This window comes from Anaeromyxobacter paludicola (genome assembly GCF_023169965.1).
In the GTDB taxonomy this organism is placed as follows: domain Bacteria; phylum Myxococcota; class Myxococcia; order Myxococcales; family Anaeromyxobacteraceae; genus Anaeromyxobacter_B; species Anaeromyxobacter_B paludicola.
This window is the reverse complement of record NZ_AP025592.1, coordinates 297,487-316,109: the sequence shown is the minus strand read 5'-3', so window position 1 is coordinate 316,109 and position 18,623 is coordinate 297,487. Positions and strand designations below refer to the sequence as shown.

Sequence of the window (18,623 nt, the reverse complement as noted above, 5' to 3'; positions counted from 1 at the left end):
GTTCGTCTCGTCTAGGCGGAGAGGTACTCGCCGATCTGGCGGAGGGAGAGGTCGCGCATCGCCGCGGGGCCGGCGCCCTCGTGGCGCGCCCGGTACCAGGCGAAGGTCCGGCCCACGGCCTCCTCGAGCTCCCAGCGGGGGCGCCAGGCGAGCTGCGAGACGGCCTTCTCGATCGCGAGCCGGAGCAGGCCGGCCTCGTGCGGCGCGCCCACCTGCGGGGTGGCCTGCCAGCTCCCGGAGCCCCAGGCGCGGACGGCGGCCTCGACGACGTCGCGGACCGGCCGCGCGCTCTCGGGCGCCGGGCCGAAGTTCCAGGGGCCGCAGCAGCGGGCCGCCTCGTCGGGCGCGCCGAGCAGGCGGGCGCCGAGGAGCAGGTAGCCGCCGAGCGGCTCTAGCACGTGCTGCCACGGCCGGACCGAGGCGGGGTTGCGGACCGGGATGGGGACGCCGGCGGCGAGGGCCCGCGCCGCGTCGGGGACGATCCGGTCGGCGGCCCAGTCGCCCCCGCCGATGACGTTGCCGGCGCGGGCGGTCGCGAGCGCCACCCCGTGCTCGGCGAGGCGGGCCGGCGCGAAGAAGCTGCGCCGGTAGCTCGCCGCCACGATCTCCGCCGCGCCCTTGCTGGCCGAGTACGGGTCGTGGCCGCCGAGGGCGTCCTCCTCGCGGTAGCCGTAGGCCCACTCGCGGTTCTCGTAGCACTTGTCGCTCGTGACCACGACCACCGCCGCCGGGCGCTGCTCGAGGCGCAGCGCCTCGAGGAGGTGGGCGGTGCCCATCACGTTGGTCTCGAACGTCTCGACGGGGCTCTCGTAGGAGAGCCGGACGAGCGGCTGGGCGGCGAGGTGGAAGACCACCTCGGGGCGGCTCCGGCGCACCACCTCGCGGACCGCCGCGGGGTCGCGGAGGTCCCCGAGGACGTGCTCGCAGAGCTGGGCCACCCCGCAGTCCTCGAAGAAGGAGGGGCTCGTGGGCGGCGGGAGGGCGAAGCCGGTCACCCGGGCCCCCAGCGACTCGAGCCAGAGCGCGAGCCAGCCGCCCTTGAAGCCGGTGTGGCCGGTGAGGAGGACGCGCTTCCCGGCGTAGGCCTGGCGCAGATCGTCGAAGGTCATCGCAGGACTGGGCTTTTTAGTGCATCCCCGGGGGGATGTCCACGCCGGCCGCCCCCCTGCCCCGAGGTCGTGACCCGGACCCGGTGTGCTATAGTCCCGGCCCCCTCGCACCCCCGATTCGGCGGAGGTCCACCCCCGCATGAGCAACGCCCCCCGGAAGCTCAAGGTCGCCATCCTCGGCACCGGCAACATCGGCACCGATCTCCTCGTGAAGGTGCTCCGCTCCGACTGGCTCGAGTGCACCGCCTTCGTCGGCCGGAGCGCCTCCTCCCCCGGCATCAGCAAGGCCATGAGCCTCGGCGTCCCGGTCTCGAGCGAGAGCATCGGCTACATCGAGGCCAACCCCGACTGCTGCGACCTGGTCTTCGACGCCACCTCGGCGGCCGACCACGTGCGGCACGCCCCGGTGTTCGAGCGGCTCGGGAAGATCGCGGTCGATCTCACGCCCGCCAAGCTGGGCGTCCTCGCGGTCCCGGCGGTGAACCTCGAGGAGGCGCTCGGCCACAAGAACGTCAACATGATCACCTGCGGCGGCCAGGCGTCCATCCCCATCGCCTGGGCGCTCGGCCGCACCCACGCCGACATCGACTACATCGAGGTGGTCTCGAGCATCGCCTCGCGCAGCGCCGGCCCGGCGACGCGGCGCAACCTCGACGAGTACATCCACACCACCGAGACCGGCATCCGCCGCTTCTCGGGCTGCCGCCGCGCCAAGGCCATCCTCAACCTCAACCCGGCCGAGCCCTGCATCAACATGCAGACCACCGTGCTCGCCAAGGTGGCGAAGCCGGACGTGGAGGGCTTCACCGCCTTCCTGCGCGACGTGGCGGCCCAGATCCGGCGCTACGTGCCGGGGTACGAGGTCATCGTCGGCCCGCTCCTCGAGAACGGGCGCATCGTGACCATGGTGCGCGTGCGCGGGCTCGGCGACTACCTGCCCGCCTACGCCGGCAACCTCGACATCATCAACTGCGCCGCGCTCGCCATGGCCGAGGAGTACGCGCGCAACTGGGACCGGCTCGGTCACGGGGCCCGGGGGTAACCATGTCCACCATCCTCATCAGCGACCCGTCGCTGCGCGACGGCAACCACGCGGTCTCGCACCAGCTCACCGCGGCCCAGGTGGCCGCCTACTGCGCCGCCGCCGACCAGGCCGGCATCCCCATCGTCGAGGTCGGGCACGGCAACGGCGTGGGCGCCTCGTCGCTGCAGCTCGGCGAGTCGGCCTGCCCCGACGCCGAGATGCTCCGGGTCGCGCGCGAGCACCTGAAGCGCGCCAAGCTCGGCATCCACGTCATCCCCGGCTTCGCCACCATCGAGCGCGACCTCGTCCCGGCGATCGACGCCGGCGTGGACCTGGTCCGCGTCGCCTCGCACTGCACCGAGGCCGACATCACCGAGCGCCACATCGGCTACGCCCGCCAGCGCGGCCGGGCGGTGTACGGCGTCCTGATGATGTCGCACATGGCGCCGGTCCCGGTCCTGGTGGAGGAGGCCAGGAAGATGCAGTCGTACGGCGCCGAGGCGCTCGTCTTCATGGACTCCTCCGGCCACTACCTCCCCGAGGACGTGACCGAGCGGGTCGAGGCGCTGCGCGCCGGGCTCTCCATCCCGGTCGGCTTCCACGGGCACAACAACCTCGGCATGGCGGTCGCGAACTCCATCGCCGCGGTCCGCGCGGGGGCCACCATCCTCGACGGCTGCGCGCGCGGGTTCGGCGCCGGCGCCGGGAACACCCAGCTCGAGGTGCTGGTGGCGGTGCTCCACCGGCTCGGGTTCGAGACCGGCATCGACCTCTACAAGCTGCTCGACGCCGCCGACCTCGCCGAGAAGCAGCTCATGAAGGTGGTGCCGACCATCTCCTCCACCAGCATCGTGAGCGGCCTCTCGGGCGTCTTCTCCGCCTTCTCCAAGCCGGTGGACCGGGCCGCGAAGCAGTTCGGCGTGGACCCGCGCGACGTGTTCTTCGAGCTCGGCCGGCGCCGGGTGGTCGCCGGGCAGGAGGACCTCATCATCGAGGTCGCGAGCGACCTCGCCCGCAAGAGCAAGGGGGAGGCGGCGTGACCCCGCGCGCGATCGACCTCGTCCGCCAGGACTGCCGCGACGCCCTCCAGGGCCGCGAGGGGCTCCTCTCGGAGCTCAAGGGCAGCCGGCTGCTCGTGACCGGCGGCACCGGCTTCATGGGCACCTGGCTCGCCGAGCTGGTGGCCTGCCTCAACGACGAGCACGGCTACGGCGTCGGGCTCACCCTCCTCTCCCGCAGCACCGACCGGTTCTCGATGGAGCTCCCGCACCTGGCGGGGCGCCCGGACGTCGCGCTCCTCAAGGCCGACGTGCGCCACGTGGTCGAGATCCCGCAGGACACCCGCTTCGTGGTCCACGCCGCGGCGAGCCCGGACAACCGCGCGCACGCCACCGAGCCGGTGGAGACGATGGAGCTCATCGCCAACGGCACCTCCGCGGTGCTGCGGGCCGTGGGCCGCTGCTCCTCCTTCTCGCGCCTGCTCAACCTGAGCTCGGCGCTCGTGAGCGGCCGGCAGGGGCCGGAGCACCCCGCCCTCTCCGAGGCGGCCGCCGAGGCCCCGCCGGTGGGCGAGGTCGGCTCCGCGTACGGCGAGGCCAAGCGCTACGCCGAGACGCTCTGCGGGGCGGCCCGCAGCCAGTACAAGGTGCCGGTGGTGACGGCGCGCCCGTTCGCCTTCGTCGGCCCCTTCATGCAGCTCGACCGGCCGTGGGCGGTGACCGACTTCCTGCGCGACGCCATGACCGGCCAGGCCATCCGCGTGCTCGGCGACGGCCAGACGGTGCGCAGCTATCTCTACGGCAGCGAGGCGGCCTTCTGGCTCCTGCGGACGCTCGTCGCCGGCGTGCCCGGCCGGGCCTACAACGTGGGGAGCCCGGAGGCGGTGACGCTCGAGTCGCTCGCCCAGCTCATCGCCGCCCAGTTCTCGCCCCGGCCCGAGGTGCGGCTCAACGCCGGCGGGGCCGCGGTCCAGAAGACCCGGCTCGTGCCCGACCTCGGCCGCGCCCGCCGCGAGCTCGGGCTCGAGGCCCGCATCGACCTCGCCTCGGCCATCCAGCGCACGGTGGCGTGGCACCGGGTGCGGTAGCGGCGCCCGGCGCCGTCCGGCCGGCCCGCCTCAGGTGATCCGGTCCCAGACCTGGTTCTCGGCGTACTCCTCGCGCGGGAGGAACGGGAACATGTCGTCGTACGGCATCGAGATCATCGACCCGTCGTCGAGCTTCTTCGACGCCACGCGCGGCGCGAGCAGCTGCTCGGCCGGGGTGATCACCTCGCAGAGCACCGGCCCGTGGTGCGCCATCACCTCGGCGAGGCCGCCGTCCACCTCGGCCTCGCTCCCGATCCGGACGTAGTGCATGCCGTAGAGGTCGGCGAGCTTGCGGAGGTCCGGGAAGCTCACGCCGGTGCGCGGGCTCTCCCCGATGTAGCGGCCCTCCATGAAGTTCTTCTGGGTGTGCCGGATGAGCAGGTAGCCGTCGTTGTTGAAGACCATCAGCTTCACCGGGTAGGCGTGGTGCTTGATGGTCTGCAGCTCCTGCAGGTGCATCTGCAGCGAGCCGTCGCCGGTGACGCAGTAGACGTCCCGCCCCTCGTGCGCCGCCGCCACGCCCACCACTGCCGGCACGTACCCCATGGTCGAGAGGCCGCCGGTGATGATGTGACGCTGGCCGGCCTTCACCTGGAAGGCCTGGGCGTGGACGTGGAAGCAGGAGCCGGTGTCGAGGACGAAGACGGCGTCGGCCGGCATGCGCTCCGAGAGCAGCCGGGTGAAGTGGTAGGAGTTGATCCCCTTCGTCTCCGCCGCGTAGGAAGGCTCGTCCACCGGGTAACGCCGGCGCCAGGTCTGGATCTGCTCCAGCCAGGCCGGGTTCCCCACCGGCCGGTCCACGAGCGGGGAGATCCGCTCCAGGAAGGCCGCCGCGTCGGCCCGGATCGGGAGGTCCGGGACCACCGCCGGCTTGTCGAGCTCGCGCGGATCGACGTCCACCATGATCTTCTTCGCCCGGCGCGCGAAGCCCTGGTAGTCGTAGCCGACGAGGCCGATGCCGAGGCGGCAGCCGATGGTGAGCAGCACGTCGGCGTTCTGGACGGCGAAGTTGCCGGGCCGGTCGCCGTAGGTGCCCGGCCGCCCCGCGAAGAGCCGGTCGTCGTCGCCGATGAGGTCCATCCCGAGGCGGGAGGTCAGGACGGGGACGTTGGTCCGGCGGGCGAAGTCGAGCAGCGGCTGCACCGCGTTGGCGAGCCGGACGCCGGCGCCGGCCAGGATCACGGGGCGGCGGGCGCTCCGCAGGAGCTCGGCCGCCTCGCGCACCTTCTCGTCGAGCGCGGCGCCGGAGAGGAGCTCCGGGGCGGGCGGCGTGAAGCCGGGGTGCTCGTCGGGATCGAAGGTGGCTCCCTGGATGTCCACCGGGACCTCGATCCAGACCGGGCCGACCCGCGCCGTGGTGGCCTCGTGGATCGCCCGCTCCACCTGGTAGCGCACCGTCCGGACGTCGTCGAGCATCACCGCGTACTTGGTGACCTGGCTGAAGATCGGCAGCGTGTTGAAGCCCTGGAGCGCGAACTGGCGCGGCCCGGTCACCTTGGCCTGCGACACCTTCGACTGCCCGGCCACGATGATGCAGGGCGCGGTGTCCACCCACGCGCCGACCACGCCGGTGAGGGTGTTGAGCGCCCCCGGCCCGGCGGTCACGTAGGCCACGCCGAGCTTCCCGGTGAACCGCCCGTAGGCGTCGGCCGCCATCACCGCCGCCGCCTCGTGGTGGCAGGCGACGTACTGCTGCCGCTCGTGCTTCAGCAGCGCGTCGGTGAGGTGCATGATCATGCCGCCGGTGATCAGGAACACCCGCTCGCCGCCCGCGCGATAGAGCTGGTCGGTGAGGTAGTCGGCGACTCGCATCTTCATGTGCCAGGCTCCTTTTTCTGGTGCGGCACTGTACGTGCTCCGGCCGCGCCGGTTCAAGCTCGGGGCTCCCCGGGGCCCTTTCAGCGCGGCGGCCGGGACGCCCAGGCCGCGGTCCGGCGGATGGCCTCCTCGAGCCCCACCGTGGCCCGGACCCCGAGCTCCTCGCGGGTGCGGCGGGTGGACGGGACGTAGCGCTCCGCCGGCCGCCCGGGCTCGGGGGCGCGCGCGAGCTCGACGCCCGCCTCCACCCCGAGCACCTCGGCCACGAGCCGCGCCAGGCCGGCGATGGTGATCGCCTCCTCGGCGCCGACGTGGTACGCGCGCCCCCCCTGCCCCTTCGCGAGCAGCGTCCAGAGCCAGGCGGCGAGGTCGGCGCCGTAGAGGTACGACCGCCAGGGCGTCCCGTCCCCGCCCACGCGGATGGGGCCGCCGCGGAGGGCGTCCCGGACGAAGTTCCCGATGGCGTAGGTGCCGTCGAGCGGGAGGTAGGGGCCCGCGAAGGCCCAGCAGCGCGCGTCCACCGCGGTGAACCCGTGGCGGGCGGCGTAGATGGCGCAGAGCAGCTCGGCCGCGCGCTTCCCCTCGCCGTAGGCGGAGGCGGGGGCGTTGGGGTCGGGCGAGAGCCGGCTGTCCTCCGGGACCCGCTCGAGCTCCGGCGGCTGCCGCCCGTAGACCGCGCCCGAGCTGGTGAAGAGGAGCCGCCCGGCCCCGCTCGCGGCGGTGAAGTCGAGCACCCGCCGCGTCCCCGCGAGGATGGTGTCGAGCATGACGAGCGGCTGCTCGAGGTTGAGCTGGGCGCTCGCCGGGGTGGCGGCGTGCACCACGTGGGTGAAGCGCCCCTCGGGGAAGGCGAAGCTGGCGACGTCGCCCCGCAGGAGCGACACGCCGCGCGCGCCGGCGAGGTGCGGCCGGCGGGCCCGGAAGGCGCCCGGGTCGCGGGTGAGCACCACCGCCTCGACGCCGAGGTCGAGCCGGGCGTCGGCCCAGGCGAGGGACTCGAGCAGCCAGCCGCCGAAGAAGCCGGTGCCGCCGGTCACGAAGAGCCGGGCCCCGCGGAGCGCCTCGAAGGCCTCGCGGGCCTCGGAGAGGACGCCGTCGAGGTCCCGGGCGAGCGGGTTCTCCATGGCGGTCAGCGGTCGGAGCGGGGCTTCCAGGGCGCCTGGCCCTTGGCCCAGAGGTCGTTCAGGAGCGTGAACTCGCGGGCGGTGTCCATCGGCTGCCAGAAGCCGGTGTGCTCGTAGGCCTGCAGCTGGCCGTCGGCCACCAGCCGGCGCAGCGGCTCGGCCTCGAAGACGCACTTCGGGTCGTCGCTCAGGTAGTCCCAGATGCGCTTGGCGTCGAGGATGAAGAAGCCGCCGCTGATGAACCCGCCCGTCGCCTGCGGCTTCTCGTTGAACTCGCGGACCGAGGAGCCGTCGATCTGCATCTCGCCGAAGCGGCTCGGGGGGCGCACGGCGGTGACCGTGGCCACCCGCCCGTGCTGCCTGTGGAGCGCCACCAGGGCGTCGATGTCGATGTCGGCCACGCCGTCGCCGTAGGTGAGGGCGAAGAGCTCGTCCCCCTCGACGTAGCGCCGGATGGCCGCGACCCGGCCGCCGGTCTGCGTGGCCTCGCCGGTCTCGGCCAGCGTGACCCGCCAGTCCTCGACGCCGTTCCCGCCGTGGATGTCCACCGAGGCGTCGCGCCCGAGGTGGACCGTGAGGTCGCTCGTCATGGCGCGGTAGTTGAGGAAGAACTCCTTGATGAGCCAGCCCTTGTAGCCGAGGCAGAGCACGAAGTCCTTCACGCCGAAGGCGGCGTAGGTCTTCATGATGTGCCAGACGATGGGCTTGCCGCCGATGGGCAGCAGCGGCTTCGGGAGCACCTCGCTCGCCTCGCGGATGCGGGTCCCCTGACCACCGCACAGAATGACGGCCTTCATCGGCGCTCCCCCGTGAAATCGGTTGGACGGCGCGCAGGTTAGCCGAGGTCCCGGCCCTGGGCAACCCGGCGAGGGCACGAGCGGCGGGACCGCGCCGGGCGCGGCCGGGCGGGCCGCCCAAGTCGCTTCCCCCCCGGGCCGCGAGGGGTGATAGGACTCCTTCGGCGTCATGCCCTCCCCCCTCCCCTCCCGGCGCGGCCTGCCGCGCCCGCTGCGGCGCGTCGGCATCGACTGCACCCTGATTCGGCCCGACCGGCTGACGGGCGTCGAGCGGTACGCCCTGTCGCTCGTGACCGAGCTCGCCGCTCTCGCCCCGGAGGAGCTGGTCCTCTTCACGCACCCGGAGGCGCCGCCCGCCCTCACCCGGCTCCCGGTGGAGCAGCACCCCGCTCCGTGGAAGGTGCGGGTCCCGGTGGACCAGGCCTGGCTCCCCTGGGCGGCGGCGCGGGCGCGGGTCACCCTGCTCCACACCCTCGCCTTCCCCACCCCCCTGCTCTGGCGGGGGCGGGCCGCCATCACGGTCCACGACGCGACCTTCTGGCTCCACCCCGACTCGGTCTCGGCCGGCATGCGGGTCTACTACGGGCCGCTCTTCCCGCAGGCGCTGGCGCGCGCCTCGGCGGTCTTCACCGTCAGCGAGGCCTCGCGGGTGGACCTGGTGCGCGCCGCCGGGCTGCCGGCCGAGCGGGTGCACGTGACCCCGAACGGCGTGGACGAGCGCTTCTTCGAGGCCCGCGCGCCGGAGGGGCCGCGCGCGCCGTACCTCCTCTCGGTCGCCACCCTCGAGCCGCGCAAGAACCTCCCGGCGCTGCTCGACGCCTTCCGCCTCCTGCGCCGCCAGGGGCGCGACCTCGAGCTGGTGCTGGTGGGCCGCCAGGGGTGGGCCCAGTCGCTGCCGCTCGGCGACCTCGCCCCGCACGTCCGGCTGACCGGCACCCTGCCCGACGCCGAGCTCCCCGCGCTCTACGCCGGCGCGGCCTGCCTTGTGCTGCCCTCGCTCTACGAGGGGTTCGGGCTGCCGCTCGTGGAGGCGATGGCGGCGGGGACCCCGGCGGTGGCGAGCGCCATCCCGGCCCTGCGCGAGGTGGGCGGCGACGCCGCCCTGTACGCCGACCCGCGCGACCCGGCCTCCTTCGCCGGGGCGATCGCGCGGGTGCTCGACGATCGGGACGCGGCCCGCGCCCGGGCGGCGCTGGGGCGGGAGCGGGCCCGCGGCTTCACCTGGCGGGCCTGCGCCGAGAAGACGCTGGCGGTCTACCGGAGCATCCTGAGGAGGCGGTAGGCCCCGACGATCTGGGCGGTCCGCGCCCGCTTGCGCCAGCGCAGCAGCCGGTCGCCGGGCGGCGCGTGGCGCCGGAACGCCTCCCAGTCCTCCTCGAACTGCCGCTCGAAGGAGGCGCCGCTCTTGCTCGTCTCGTACCAGCGGAAGGCCGCCTGCGGCGCGTCGATGAAGCGCGGCGGCGCGAGGGCGCCGAGCCGGAGCCAGAACTCGTAGTCGAAGGCGTAGCGGAGGCCGGCGTCGAGGTAGCCCACCCGCTCGTGCGCCTCGCGCCGCCAGAAGACGGTCATCTGGCTCACGAAGTTCTCGACCAGGAGCGACCGGTAGGAGTAGCGGCGGCAGCGCCGGTCCTTGTAGGCGGCCACCCAGCGGCGGATGGGCCGGTCGGCCGCGTCCACGATGTCGCAGCGCCCGTGCACCCAGAGGAGCCCGGGGTCGTCGCGGAAGGCGGCCGCCACCCGCGCCAGCGCGCCCGGTCGGAGGAGGTCGTCGCTGTTGACCCAGCCCACCACGTCGGCGTCGGCGGCCCGCAGCCCCCGGTTGACCGCGTCGGCCTGGCCGCCGTCCTTCCCGCTCTCGAGGACCAGCCGCCCGGCGTAGCGGTCGAGGAGCTCGAGCGAGCCGTCCGTGCTCCCGCCGTCCTGGACCCGGTAGGCGAGCTCGAAGTCGCCCTCCTGGGATAGGACGCTCTCGACGGTGCTGCCCAGCCAGGCGGCCTGGTCGAGCGAGGGGGTGACGACGCAGATGCGGGGTCGGCGGGCCATGCGAGGGGGGCCGAGTCTACCGCAGCTACCGGCATTGACAGCCTTTCCGGCCGCAGGTAGTCCCGTCCCCCATGCCGATCGCGAGCTGGGCCGGGGAGCGGGTGGTCGTGACCGGGGGCGCCGGGTTCCTCGGCGGCCACGTGGTCGAGGCGCTCCGCGCGCGCGGGGCGGGCGAGGTCTTCGTGCCGCGCTCGCGCGACTACGACCTCACCGACATGGGCGCCGTCCGGCGGCTCTACCGCGACGCCCGGCCCACCCTCGTGCTCCACCTCGCGGCCCGCGTGGGCGGCATCGGCGCCAACCAGGACAACCCCGGCAAGTTCTTCTACGACAACCTCATGATGGGCGTGCAGCTCCTCGAGGTGGGCCGGCAGGTGGGGCTCCCGAAGCTGGTCGCCCTCGGCACCATCTGCGCCTACCCCAAGCTCACGCCGGTCCCGTTCAAGGAGGACGACCTCTGGAACGGCTACCCCGAGGAGACCAACGCCCCCTACGGCCTCGCGAAGAAGATGCTGCTCGTCCAGAGCCAGGCCTACCGGCAGCAGTACGGGTTCAACTCCTCGGTGCTCTTCCCGGTGAACCTCTACGGCCCGGGCGACAACTTCGACCTCCACACGTCGCACGTCATCCCCGCGCTGGTGCGCAAGTGCGTCGAGGCGCGCCGCCGGGGCGACCACCGGCTCGTGGTCTGGGGCGACGGCTCGGCGAGCCGCGAGTTCCTGCACGTGAAGGACTGCGCCGAGGGGATCCTGGCGGCGGCCGAGCGCTTCGACGGCTCGGAGCCGGTGAACCTGGGGGCCGGGTTCGAGATCCGCATCCGCGACCTCGTGCCGCTGGTGGCCCGGCTCTGCCGCTTCGAGGGCGAGGTGGTCTGGGACACCTCGAAGCCGAACGGCCAGCCCCGGCGCATGCTCGACACCTCGCGGGCCGCGGCGCTCTTCGGCTGGCGGGCGCGCATCCCGTTCGAGGAGGGGCTGCGCGAGACGGTGGCGTGGTACGAGGCACGATCCGCGAAGGAGCTCACGTGAAGAAGGCGCTCATCACCGGCATCACCGGACAGGACGGCAGCTACCTCGCCGAGCTGCTGCTCGAGAAGGGCTACGAGGTCCACGGGATGATCCGCCGCTCCTCGTCCTTCAACACCGAGCGGATCGACCACCTCTACGTGGACCCGCACACCGCCGGGGCGCGGCTCTTCCTGCACTACGGCGACCTCGACGACGCCTCCAGCCTGAACCTGCTCCTCAAGAAGATCCGGCCCGACGAGATCTACAACCTCGGCGCGCAGAGCCACGTCCGCGTCTCCTTCGACGTGCCCGAGTACACCGGCCAGGTGACCGGCCTGGGCGTGACGCGGCTCCTCGAGGCGGTCCGCGAGCTCGGCCTCTCCGGCACCCGCCTCTACCAGGCCTCGAGCTCGGAGATGTTCGGCGCCTCGCCGCCGCCGCAGCACGAGGGGACGCTCTTCTACCCCCGCAGCCCCTACGGCGCGGCCAAGGTCTACGCCTACTGGATGGCGGTGAACTACCGCGAGGCGTACGGGCTCCACGTCTCGAACGGCATCCTCTTCAACCACGAGTCGCCGCGGCGGGGCGAGACCTTCGTCACCCGCAAGGTGACCCGGGCGGCGGCGCGCATCAAGGTGGGGCTGCAGCAGAAGCTCTTCCTCGGCAACCTCGAGGCGAAGCGCGACTGGGGCTACGCCAAGGACTTCGTCGAGGCGATGTGGCTCATGCTGCAGCAGGAGAAGCCCGACGACTACGTCGTCGCCACCGGCGAGGCCCACTCGGTGCGCGAGCTCTGCGAGCGCGCCTTCGCCCACGTCGGGCTCGACTACCGGGCGCACGTCGAGATCGACCCGCGCTACTTCCGCCCGACCGAGGTGGACTACCTCCTCGGCGACTGCTCCAAGGCGACGCGGCAGCTCGGCTGGAGGCCCCGCACCAGCTTCGACGAGCTGGTGCGCATCATGATGGACGCCGACCTCGAGCTGGCGGAGCGCGAGCGGCGCGCCGGCGCCGGCCCGGCCGTGTCGCGGCACGGCTAGCCGCGGCGCCGCTCACTTGACGATTTCCGCCGTAGCTCCCGTCAGGGGGCGCGGGGCGGCCTGCAGCCCGGGCTTCGGCCAGTCCGCCGGGGTCGGTCTGCTTCGACCAACGGCCCCGCCCCCAGCGAGCGGCCTTTGGGCCGAGACCAGGAGGCAAGGGACACGCGCGGGCGTTCGCGCCGCGCTCGGCGGCGGCGCCGCCGCCTCGCCGGACGTGTCCGCACGCACGAACGCAGGGGCGCGTGAAACGAGGCCGCGCCCGCGCGGACGGGCCGGGCACGAGCTGTCCCCGGGGACGGCTCGTGTCAGGGCGTTCACGGTGAGTGCGCTCCATGTTTGCCGGTCCGGCTTTTCACCCATGCACCCGGTTTGGATCCATTCTTCGCTTGACCAGGATTCAGGTCCTCACGACGCGCGACGGTCCCGCGCGCTGAGGATTCCCCTCTCAGCGTGCCTGGCTCGTCCTGCGCGCCCTGCGCACCGTCTCCGGGGGAGAGCGGAGGCTGCTCCGGGAAAGCCCGGCCACGCCCCGCCCAGCCCCCTCCCCGGAGGGCTCGAAAACCGCTGGTAGAACGGAGCGTATGAACGCTCTGCTCTCCTCCGACCTGGCAGCACTGTCCGACCACGCGCTGCTCGAAGCCCTCGTCTCACTCGTCCGGCGCGAGCGCGAGGCCACCGCCGAGCTCGTCGCGCACCTCGCCGAGGTCGATGCCCGCAGGGCTCTACCTCAACCACGCCTGCCCCTCGATGCACTCCTATTGCGTGAGCGTGCTCCACCTCTCTGACGAGGCCGCCTACAAGCGCATCAACGTGGCGAGCTCCCGGCGAGTGTTCTCCATCTCGCGGGCGCGGCCTCGTCGCGCGCGCCCCTGCGCTCGCGCGCGCAGCATCCGTCCGGCGAGGCGGCGGCGCCGCCGCCGAGCTCGGCGCCAACGGTCGCGCGTGTCCCTTCCGTCGTAGTCTTTGCCCAATACCCGCTCGCTGGAGGGGGCCGTTGGTCGAAACAGACTCACGCCGGCGGACGGATCGGCGCGCGCGCCGACGCCGCATCCCCTGACAGGGAGCTACAGCGGAAGACACTAAGTGACCGGCCTCTCGGCTACCCCCGGCGCCTGAGCTCGTCGAGCTCCGCCCGCAGGAGCGCGCACTCCTGCGCGAGCCGCCGGACGCGGGTGGCGCTCGCCGAGATGGCGATGTTGGCGGCGAGCAGGTTCCCGAGCAGGTAGACGAAGGCGAGCGCGAAGAGCGCGTTGCTCGGCACCCGGATGCCGAGCAGCGCCGAGAAGCGCGTGAGCAGCTCGGGGAAGAGGGCCACCACCAGGCCGGCGAAGGTCGAGAGCAGCCAGAGGAGGCTGTCGCGCAGGCTGAGCTGGTGGCGGCGGACCAGCCGCGCCACCGCGCCGAGGAGCACCAGCAGGACGGCGACCGCGAAGACCTGCAGCCGCGGGGCGAGGATGGGCTCGGGGCTCACGCGGGTCCCTCCGGGCGCGGCTCGCCCGCCGGCAGCGGCGCCGCCTCGCGCACCGGCAGGAGCAGGAGCGCCAGCGACACCTTGAGGAGGTAGTAGAGGGTCCGCCAGGCGTCGATGCTGCTCCGGCCGTGGCGCCGCTCGGCCATGGTCACCGGCACCTCGCGGACGCGCAGCCCGGCCCGCGCCGCCACGGCGATCGCCTCCGGCTCCGGGTAGTCGGACGGGTAGCGGCGGGCGAAGAGCTCGATGGCGCGCCGCCCGGCGGCGCGGAACCCGGAGGTGGGATCGGTGGCCAGGACGCCGCAGCGGAGCCGGAGGAAGAGCGAGAGGTAGCGGATCCCGGCTCGCCGGAGCGCCGTCGAGCGGAACCCGCCGCCCGCGCCGGCGAGGAAGCGGGAGCCGATCACGAGGTCGCCCTCGCCGCGGAGGATGGGCTGGAGGAGCGCCGCGAGCTGGCCCGGGTCGTGCTGGCCGTCGCCGTCCACCTGCACCGCGACGTCGTAGCCGCGCGCGGCCGCCCACCGGTAGCCGGTCTGCACCGCGCCGCCGATGCCGAGGTTCACGGGCTCCCGGAGCACCACCGCGCCGAGCCGGGCCGCCACCGCCGCGGTGTCGTCGGTCGAGCCGTCGTCCACCACGCAGACGTCGCACCCGGGGGCGGCGTCGCGCAGCGCGGCGAGCGCGCCCGGGAGGTTCCGGGCCTCGTTGTACGCCGGGACGATGGCGAGGACGCGCATCGCGCCTAGTCTACCCCGCCGGCCCACCGCCGCCAGAGCGCGCGGGCGTAGAGCGGCACGATGGCGGCGTCGTCCACGAGGTAGCGGCGACCCAGCCGCAGCGGCTCCTGGGAGAGCCGCCAGGCCCACTCCAGCCCGGCGCGCTGGAGGAGGCGGGGGGCCCGGCGGCGGCGGCCGGCCAGGAAGTCGAAGGTGCCGCCCACCGCGAGCACCGCCGCGCAGCCGAGCCGCGCGCCACAGGCGATGGCGAAGCGCTCCTGGCGCGGCGCCCCGAGCGCCACCAGCACCACGTCCGGCCGGGCGGCGGCCACCGCCGCGACCGCCGCCTCGAGCGCCGCCGGATCGGCGTCGAACCCGGGCGGGGGCGAGAGCGTGCCGGCGACCCGCAGGCGCGGGTGCTCGCCCCGGAGCCGCGCCACCGCCGCCTCCGCCACCCCTGGCGCGCCGCCCAGGAAGAAGAGCGAGAAGCCCTCCGCCGCCGCACGCCCCGCGAGGAGCGGCACGAGGTCGGAGCCGGCCACCCGCTCCGGCAGCGCCGCGCCCAGGCCGCGCGCCATCCAGAGCACCGGCACGCCGTCGGCGAGGAGCAGGTCGGCCGCGGCGAGGTCGCGGGCGAAGGCCGGGTCGCGCGCGGCCTTCACCACGAGGTCCACGTTGACCGGGAAGACGGCGAGCGGGGGCCGGAGGTCCCCGGCGCGGCGGGCCCGCACCGCGCCGCTCACGGCGTCGAGCGCGCCCTCGGCGGTGAGCGCGTCGATGCCGAGCCCGCAGATCCCGACCTTGCTCACGCCCCCTCCCCGCCCGGCGCGTCGCCCGAGACCTCGGGGCGGGCCAGCGCGGCCGCGATCCCGAGGGCGAAGCCGAGGCCGTACATCGACTCGCTCGCGTAGAAGAGGTCGTGCCCGAGCGAGTTGAGGAGCATGGCGCCCGCGGCCGCGAGCCCGCCCGCCGCGGCGGCGCGGGAGACCGGCCCGCCGGCGCGGCCCCAGCGCGCGAAGGCGCGCAGGAGCAGGAGCCAGTAGAGCAGCACCGCCAGGAACAGCAGCGGCCCGCCCTCGGCCCAGGCGCTGAAGAAGCTGTCGTGGCACCAGGCCCGCAGCGTCCAGCCGGGGGAGATCCGGTCCCAGTACGGGATGGCCCGGCGCGGCAGGCTGCCGAAGCCGACGCCGGTGAGCGGGTGATCCTCCACCACGGCGGCGCAGACCGACCAGATGAGCTTCCGGTCGCCGGTGGACTCGGCGTCGCCCAGGTGCAGCAGGCGCGCGCGCAGGGCGGGCTGGGCGAGCCCGAGCAGGAGCGCCCCGGCGAGCGCCGCCGGGACCCCGATCCGCGCGGCCCGGCCGCCGCGGGCGACGGCCAAGAGCGCGAGCCCGGCGAAGAGCGCGAACCAGGCGGCGCGCGACAGGGTGAGCAGCACCGCGGCGCAGGCGAGCGCCGCCGCGAGGCCGAGGAAGCGGCGCCAGCGGACCGGGAGCCCGGGGTGGAGCGCGAGCGCCGCCGCGAGGAGCGCCGGCGGGGTCAGGTTGTGGGCGAGCCGCTGGTACCAGGTGAAGAAGCCCATGGCGGCGAAGTGGCCCGGGTACTTCGGCGCCGGCGCCACGATCGGCCTCGGCCGCATCCCGATCGCGAACCAGGGGTCGAGCCCGGTCCGGTACTGCGCGAAGGCGATGACGCTCGGGAGCAGCGCGGCCGCCGCCCAGAGCCCGAGGGCGCCGAGGGCGAGGCGCCGGGAGGCCTCCCGCGGGGTGCCGCCGAAGGCGTCGGGGACCGCGTACGGCACCGCCGCCACCGAGACCACCAGGAGCGGCGAGAGCGCGGAGCGCCACCCGAGCGTCGAGGCCCAGTCCACGGGCGGCAGCCCCGCCGCGGCCGCGACCGCGGTGGCCAGCACCGCCGCCCCGCAGAAGAGGAGGATGGGCAGGTCGAGCGCCGACCGGCTCCAGAGACCGCGGGCCCCGGAGAGCCGCAGGAGCACCAGGGCCGAGAGCGACACCGCGAGCCCGATCTGCATCCCGGCGATGGAGATGGGCAGGAACAGGGCGTGGACGAGGAGCCCCAGGGCGGCGGCCTGGGCGAGCAGGCGGCGGGCCGTGGCGATCGAGGCGGGCATCGGCGGGGCACCGTACCATGGCCCCGGCGGCCCCCACGAACCTTCGGGCGCGCCCGGCACGGGAGCTCAGGCGTTCCGCCGCAGCAGCGCGGCGCCTGCGGCGAGGAAGAGGAGCGGCGCCGCCCAGGCGGCGACGGGGGCCGGGACGCGCGAGGCGACGCCGAGCGACCAGCCCACGCCGGCCACCGCCCAGAAGGCGAGCGACACGGCCACCGCCTCCACCACCGCGGTGGTGAGGTGCCCCTTCCGCTCGCGCCGGAGCGCCAGCGCCAGCGCCACGAGCCCGGCCGCCACCGCGGCGAAGGGGTGGGCGAGCCGGTCCTGCCACTCGAGGGCGAAGTCGGCGAACGGCAGCCCCAGGCGCCGGCGCAGGGCGATCTGCTGCCCGAGGACGGCGCGCGTGAGCTGCGAGGGGCGGCCCGGTCGGACCGCGAACGCGCCCGGCTCCTCGTCGAAGCGGTAGGTCCGCGAGGGGAAGGTCGTGAGCAGCATCGCGCCGGGCTTCGTGAAGGTCCGCTCGGCGACGTCGGACAGGAGCCACTCGCCCTCGGCCGCGCCCGGCTCCATGCGGCCGGCGTCGATGCGGCGCGAGAGCCGGAAGTCGGGCGTGACCTCGAGGATGGTGACCCGCTCGAAGGCGGTGCCGGCGCCGGCGCGAAGGTGGTAGATGCGCCGCCCGCCCTTCCCCCGGAACCAGCGGCGCGGCTCCTGCGAGCGGCCGAAGCCGCCGCGGTGGAACCGCTCCGCCATGATGGCGTCGGCGCGCTGCCCGGCCCGGGTGACGAGCGCGTCGCCGAAGGCCACGAAGACCCCGGCGGCGGCGAGCGCGACCGCCAGCACCGGGAGGGCGAGCCGCCAGGGGCCGAGCCCGAGCGCCCGCATCGCCGTCCACTCCCGGGTGCGCCGCAGGCCGCTCGCAGTCACCGCCGCGGCGAGGACCATGGCCGCCGGCGCCACCTGCCAGGCCACCACGCCGGAGCGGTTGGCGTACAGCGCGAGCACCGCCGGGATCCAGCCCGGGCCGCGGAAGGCGCTCGCGTTCTCGGCGAAGTCCACCACCAGGAAGAGCGCCACCACCGCGGCGAGCGCCGCCAGGAAGGCGACCGCGGCGCGGCGCGCGAGGTGCAGGAAGAGCCTCACCGGACCGCCCCCGCGCCGCGCCGGTTGGTGAGCGCGATGGCGGCGAGGCCGGCCGCCGCGCAAGCGAGGTTGGCGAGCTCCGGCCCGAGCCAGTACGGGAGCGCGCCGCGCTGCGAGAGCCCCTCCCCCACCCGCAGCACGGCGTAGTAGCCCACCACCGCGAGGAGCGTCGCCACGTAGCCGAAGGCCCGCCCGCCGCGGCGCGACGCCGCGATGGGGACGGCGAGGAGCGCGAAGGCGAGCAGCGCGAGGGGGCCGGCGATGCGCCGGTGGAGGAAGGTGCGCCAGCGGCGGGCCTCCTCGGGGTTGGGAGGGGTGGCGGCGTCGGCGCGGCGGGCCAGCCGGACGATCTCGCCCGGCGTGAGCTCGAAGGGCGAGCCCACCAGCCGGTTCCGCTCCTCGAGCGTCTGGCCGACGCCGACGTCGATCACGCCCTGGCGGAACCGGGCGGTGACGTACTCGCCCTGCGCCAGCTCCTCGCGGTGGGCCTCGCCGCGCGTGAGCACGAGCTCGAGCGTGCCGCCCTCGGCCGGCCGGAGCTTCCCTCCCTCGGCGAGCGCCAGCAGCGGCGCGGCCGGATCGCTCCGGTCGCTCACGAGGACGTGGCGCCAGCCGTCCCGCTGCACCTTCTCGGCGTAGAGGGTGACGTCCGGGATCTCCTCGAAGAAGGTGCCGGAGCGGACCTCGCTCGTGACGTTGCGCTTGATGAGGTCGTCGAGGCGGGCCCGGGCGGCCCGGAGGCCCGCCGGCTCCGCCTGCAGCGAGAGGACCAGCGCCGCGGCCGAGGCGAGCGCGCCGAGCGCGAGCGGGACGCGCACCAGGCGCGAGGGGGCGAGCCCGGCCGCTGAGAGGGCCACCAGCTCGCGGTCCTCGGCGAGCCGCCCCACCCCGACCACCGCCCCGAGCAGGAAGGCGACGGGCAGCACGTAGCCCATGAGGTGCGGCAGCAGGTCGAGGCAGACGAGCCCCAGATCGCGGAAGGAGGCGCCCGCCCCGAGGAGCACGTCGCCCTGCGACAGGAGCTGGGTCGCGAGCAGGAGCTGGGTGAGGAAGAGCAGCCCCGCGCCGAAGGGGAGCAGGATCTCGCGGGCGAGGTATCGGTCGAGCGCTGACAAGC

General features: G+C 74.6%; 18 protein-coding genes. 7 read left to right on the top strand and 11 right to left on the bottom strand.

The window, feature by feature from the left end; translation table 11 throughout:
- Positions 1 to 11 precede the first annotated feature (11 nt).
- Complete coding sequence (gene rfbG, locus AMPC_RS01460) at positions 12 to 1,109, bottom strand: CDP-glucose 4,6-dehydratase (protein ID WP_248343774.1); 1,098 nt, start codon at positions 1,107 to 1,109, stop codon at positions 12 to 14.
- Between the two features lie 139 nt (positions 1,110 to 1,248).
- Here rfbG and AMPC_RS01455 point away from each other — a divergent pair, with 139 nt between their 5' ends.
- From AMPC_RS01455 to AMPC_RS01445, 3 genes are read left to right on the top strand one after another with little or no spacing between them, the layout of a single operon-like run.
- Entirely contained in the window at positions 1,249 to 2,151 is a 903-nt protein-coding gene (locus AMPC_RS01455) for an acetaldehyde dehydrogenase (acetylating) (protein ID WP_248343773.1), read from the top strand.
- A 2-nt stretch (positions 2,152 to 2,153) separates the two neighbouring features.
- The gene (dmpG, locus tag AMPC_RS01450; RefSeq protein WP_248343772.1) at positions 2,154 to 3,173 is read left to right on the top strand and encodes a 4-hydroxy-2-oxovalerate aldolase; all 1,020 of its coding nucleotides are present in this window, start codon (positions 2,154 to 2,156) and stop codon (positions 3,171 to 3,173) included.
- Positions 3,170 to 4,219, top strand: a complete 1,050-nt coding sequence (locus AMPC_RS01445; RefSeq protein WP_248343771.1) for an NAD-dependent epimerase/dehydratase family protein — start codon at positions 3,170 to 3,172, stop codon at positions 4,217 to 4,219. Before dmpG ends, AMPC_RS01445 begins: the two co-directional genes overlap by 4 nt.
- A 30-nt stretch (positions 4,220 to 4,249) precedes the next feature.
- On the opposite strand, the gene AMPC_RS01440 is transcribed toward AMPC_RS01445, so the two are convergent.
- The 3 genes from AMPC_RS01440 to rfbF all read right to left on the bottom strand — a co-directional run bounded on the left by AMPC_RS01440 (position 4,250) and on the right by rfbF (position 7,958).
- Complete coding sequence (locus AMPC_RS01440; RefSeq protein WP_248343770.1) at positions 4,250 to 6,037, bottom strand: thiamine pyrophosphate-binding protein; 1,788 nt, start codon at positions 6,035 to 6,037, stop codon at positions 4,250 to 4,252.
- 80 nt (positions 6,038 to 6,117) lie between these two features.
- Positions 6,118 to 7,161: an NAD-dependent epimerase/dehydratase family protein gene (locus AMPC_RS01435; RefSeq protein ID WP_248343769.1), complete on the bottom strand. Its 1,044-nt coding sequence runs from the start codon at positions 7,159 to 7,161 to the stop codon at positions 6,118 to 6,120.
- Positions 7,162 to 7,166: 5 nt separating this feature from the next.
- Positions 7,167 to 7,958, bottom strand: a complete 792-nt coding sequence (gene rfbF / locus AMPC_RS01430; protein WP_248343768.1) for a glucose-1-phosphate cytidylyltransferase — start codon at positions 7,956 to 7,958, stop codon at positions 7,167 to 7,169.
- A 169-nt stretch (positions 7,959 to 8,127) separates the two neighbouring features.
- On the opposite strand from rfbF, the gene AMPC_RS01425 reads away from it, so the two are divergent.
- Positions 8,128 to 9,240, top strand: a complete 1,113-nt coding sequence (locus AMPC_RS01425; protein ID WP_248343767.1) for a glycosyltransferase family 4 protein — start codon at positions 8,128 to 8,130, stop codon at positions 9,238 to 9,240.
- On the opposite strand, the gene AMPC_RS01420 is transcribed toward AMPC_RS01425, so the two are convergent.
- A complete protein-coding gene (locus tag AMPC_RS01420) occupies positions 9,213 to 10,001 on the bottom strand; it encodes a glycosyltransferase family 2 protein (protein WP_248343766.1) in 789 nt (262 codons plus the stop codon). The two genes, AMPC_RS01425 and AMPC_RS01420, sit on opposite strands and share 28 nt — an antisense overlap.
- Before the next feature lie 71 nt (positions 10,002 to 10,072).
- Here AMPC_RS01420 and AMPC_RS01415 point away from each other — a divergent pair, with 71 nt between their 5' ends.
- The 3 genes from AMPC_RS01415 to AMPC_RS01405 all read left to right on the top strand — a co-directional run bounded on the left by AMPC_RS01415 (position 10,073) and on the right by AMPC_RS01405 (position 12,833).
- A complete protein-coding gene (locus AMPC_RS01415; RefSeq protein WP_248343765.1) occupies positions 10,073 to 11,029 on the top strand; it encodes a GDP-L-fucose synthase family protein in 957 nt (318 codons plus the stop codon).
- Positions 11,026 to 12,048: a GDP-mannose 4,6-dehydratase gene (gene gmd, locus AMPC_RS01410; RefSeq protein ID WP_248343764.1), complete on the top strand. Its 1,023-nt coding sequence runs from the start codon at positions 11,026 to 11,028 to the stop codon at positions 12,046 to 12,048. Before AMPC_RS01415 ends, gmd begins: the two co-directional genes overlap by 4 nt.
- 581 nt (positions 12,049 to 12,629) lie before the next feature.
- Positions 12,630 to 12,833, top strand: coding sequence for a hypothetical protein (locus AMPC_RS01405; protein ID WP_248343763.1), 204 nt, complete (start codon positions 12,630 to 12,632; stop codon positions 12,831 to 12,833).
- 314 nt (positions 12,834 to 13,147) lie between these two features.
- Here AMPC_RS01405 and AMPC_RS01400 read toward each other — a convergent pair whose 3' ends face one another.
- From AMPC_RS01400 to AMPC_RS01375, 6 genes are all read right to left on the bottom strand, one after another.
- On the bottom strand, positions 13,148 to 13,519 hold the full coding sequence (locus AMPC_RS01400; protein WP_248343762.1) for a DUF2304 domain-containing protein: 372 nt from the start codon (positions 13,517 to 13,519) through the stop codon (positions 13,148 to 13,150).
- Positions 13,516 to 14,256 carry a glycosyltransferase family 2 protein gene (locus AMPC_RS01395; RefSeq protein WP_248343761.1) on the bottom strand — a complete coding sequence of 247 codons (741 nt, stop codon included), beginning with the start codon at positions 14,254 to 14,256 and terminating at the stop codon, positions 13,516 to 13,518. The genes AMPC_RS01400 and AMPC_RS01395 overlap by 4 nt, the downstream gene beginning before the upstream one ends.
- A gap of 5 nt (positions 14,257 to 14,261) precedes the next feature.
- Positions 14,262 to 15,044, bottom strand: coding sequence for a WecB/TagA/CpsF family glycosyltransferase (locus AMPC_RS01390; RefSeq protein ID WP_248343760.1), 783 nt, complete (start codon positions 15,042 to 15,044; stop codon positions 14,262 to 14,264).
- The gene (locus AMPC_RS01385) at positions 15,041 to 16,366 is read right to left on the bottom strand and encodes an O-antigen ligase family protein (protein ID WP_248343759.1); all 1,326 of its coding nucleotides are present in this window, start codon (positions 16,364 to 16,366) and stop codon (positions 15,041 to 15,043) included. The genes AMPC_RS01390 and AMPC_RS01385 overlap by 4 nt, the downstream gene beginning before the upstream one ends.
- A 66-nt stretch (positions 16,367 to 16,432) precedes the next feature.
- A complete protein-coding gene (locus tag AMPC_RS01380) occupies positions 16,433 to 17,506 on the bottom strand; it encodes an LptF/LptG family permease (protein WP_248343758.1) in 1,074 nt (357 codons plus the stop codon).
- A complete protein-coding gene (locus AMPC_RS01375; protein ID WP_248343757.1) occupies positions 17,503 to 18,621 on the bottom strand; it encodes an LptF/LptG family permease in 1,119 nt (372 codons plus the stop codon). Before AMPC_RS01375 ends, AMPC_RS01380 begins: the two co-directional genes overlap by 4 nt.
- Between the last annotated feature and the right edge of the window lie 2 nt (positions 18,622 to 18,623).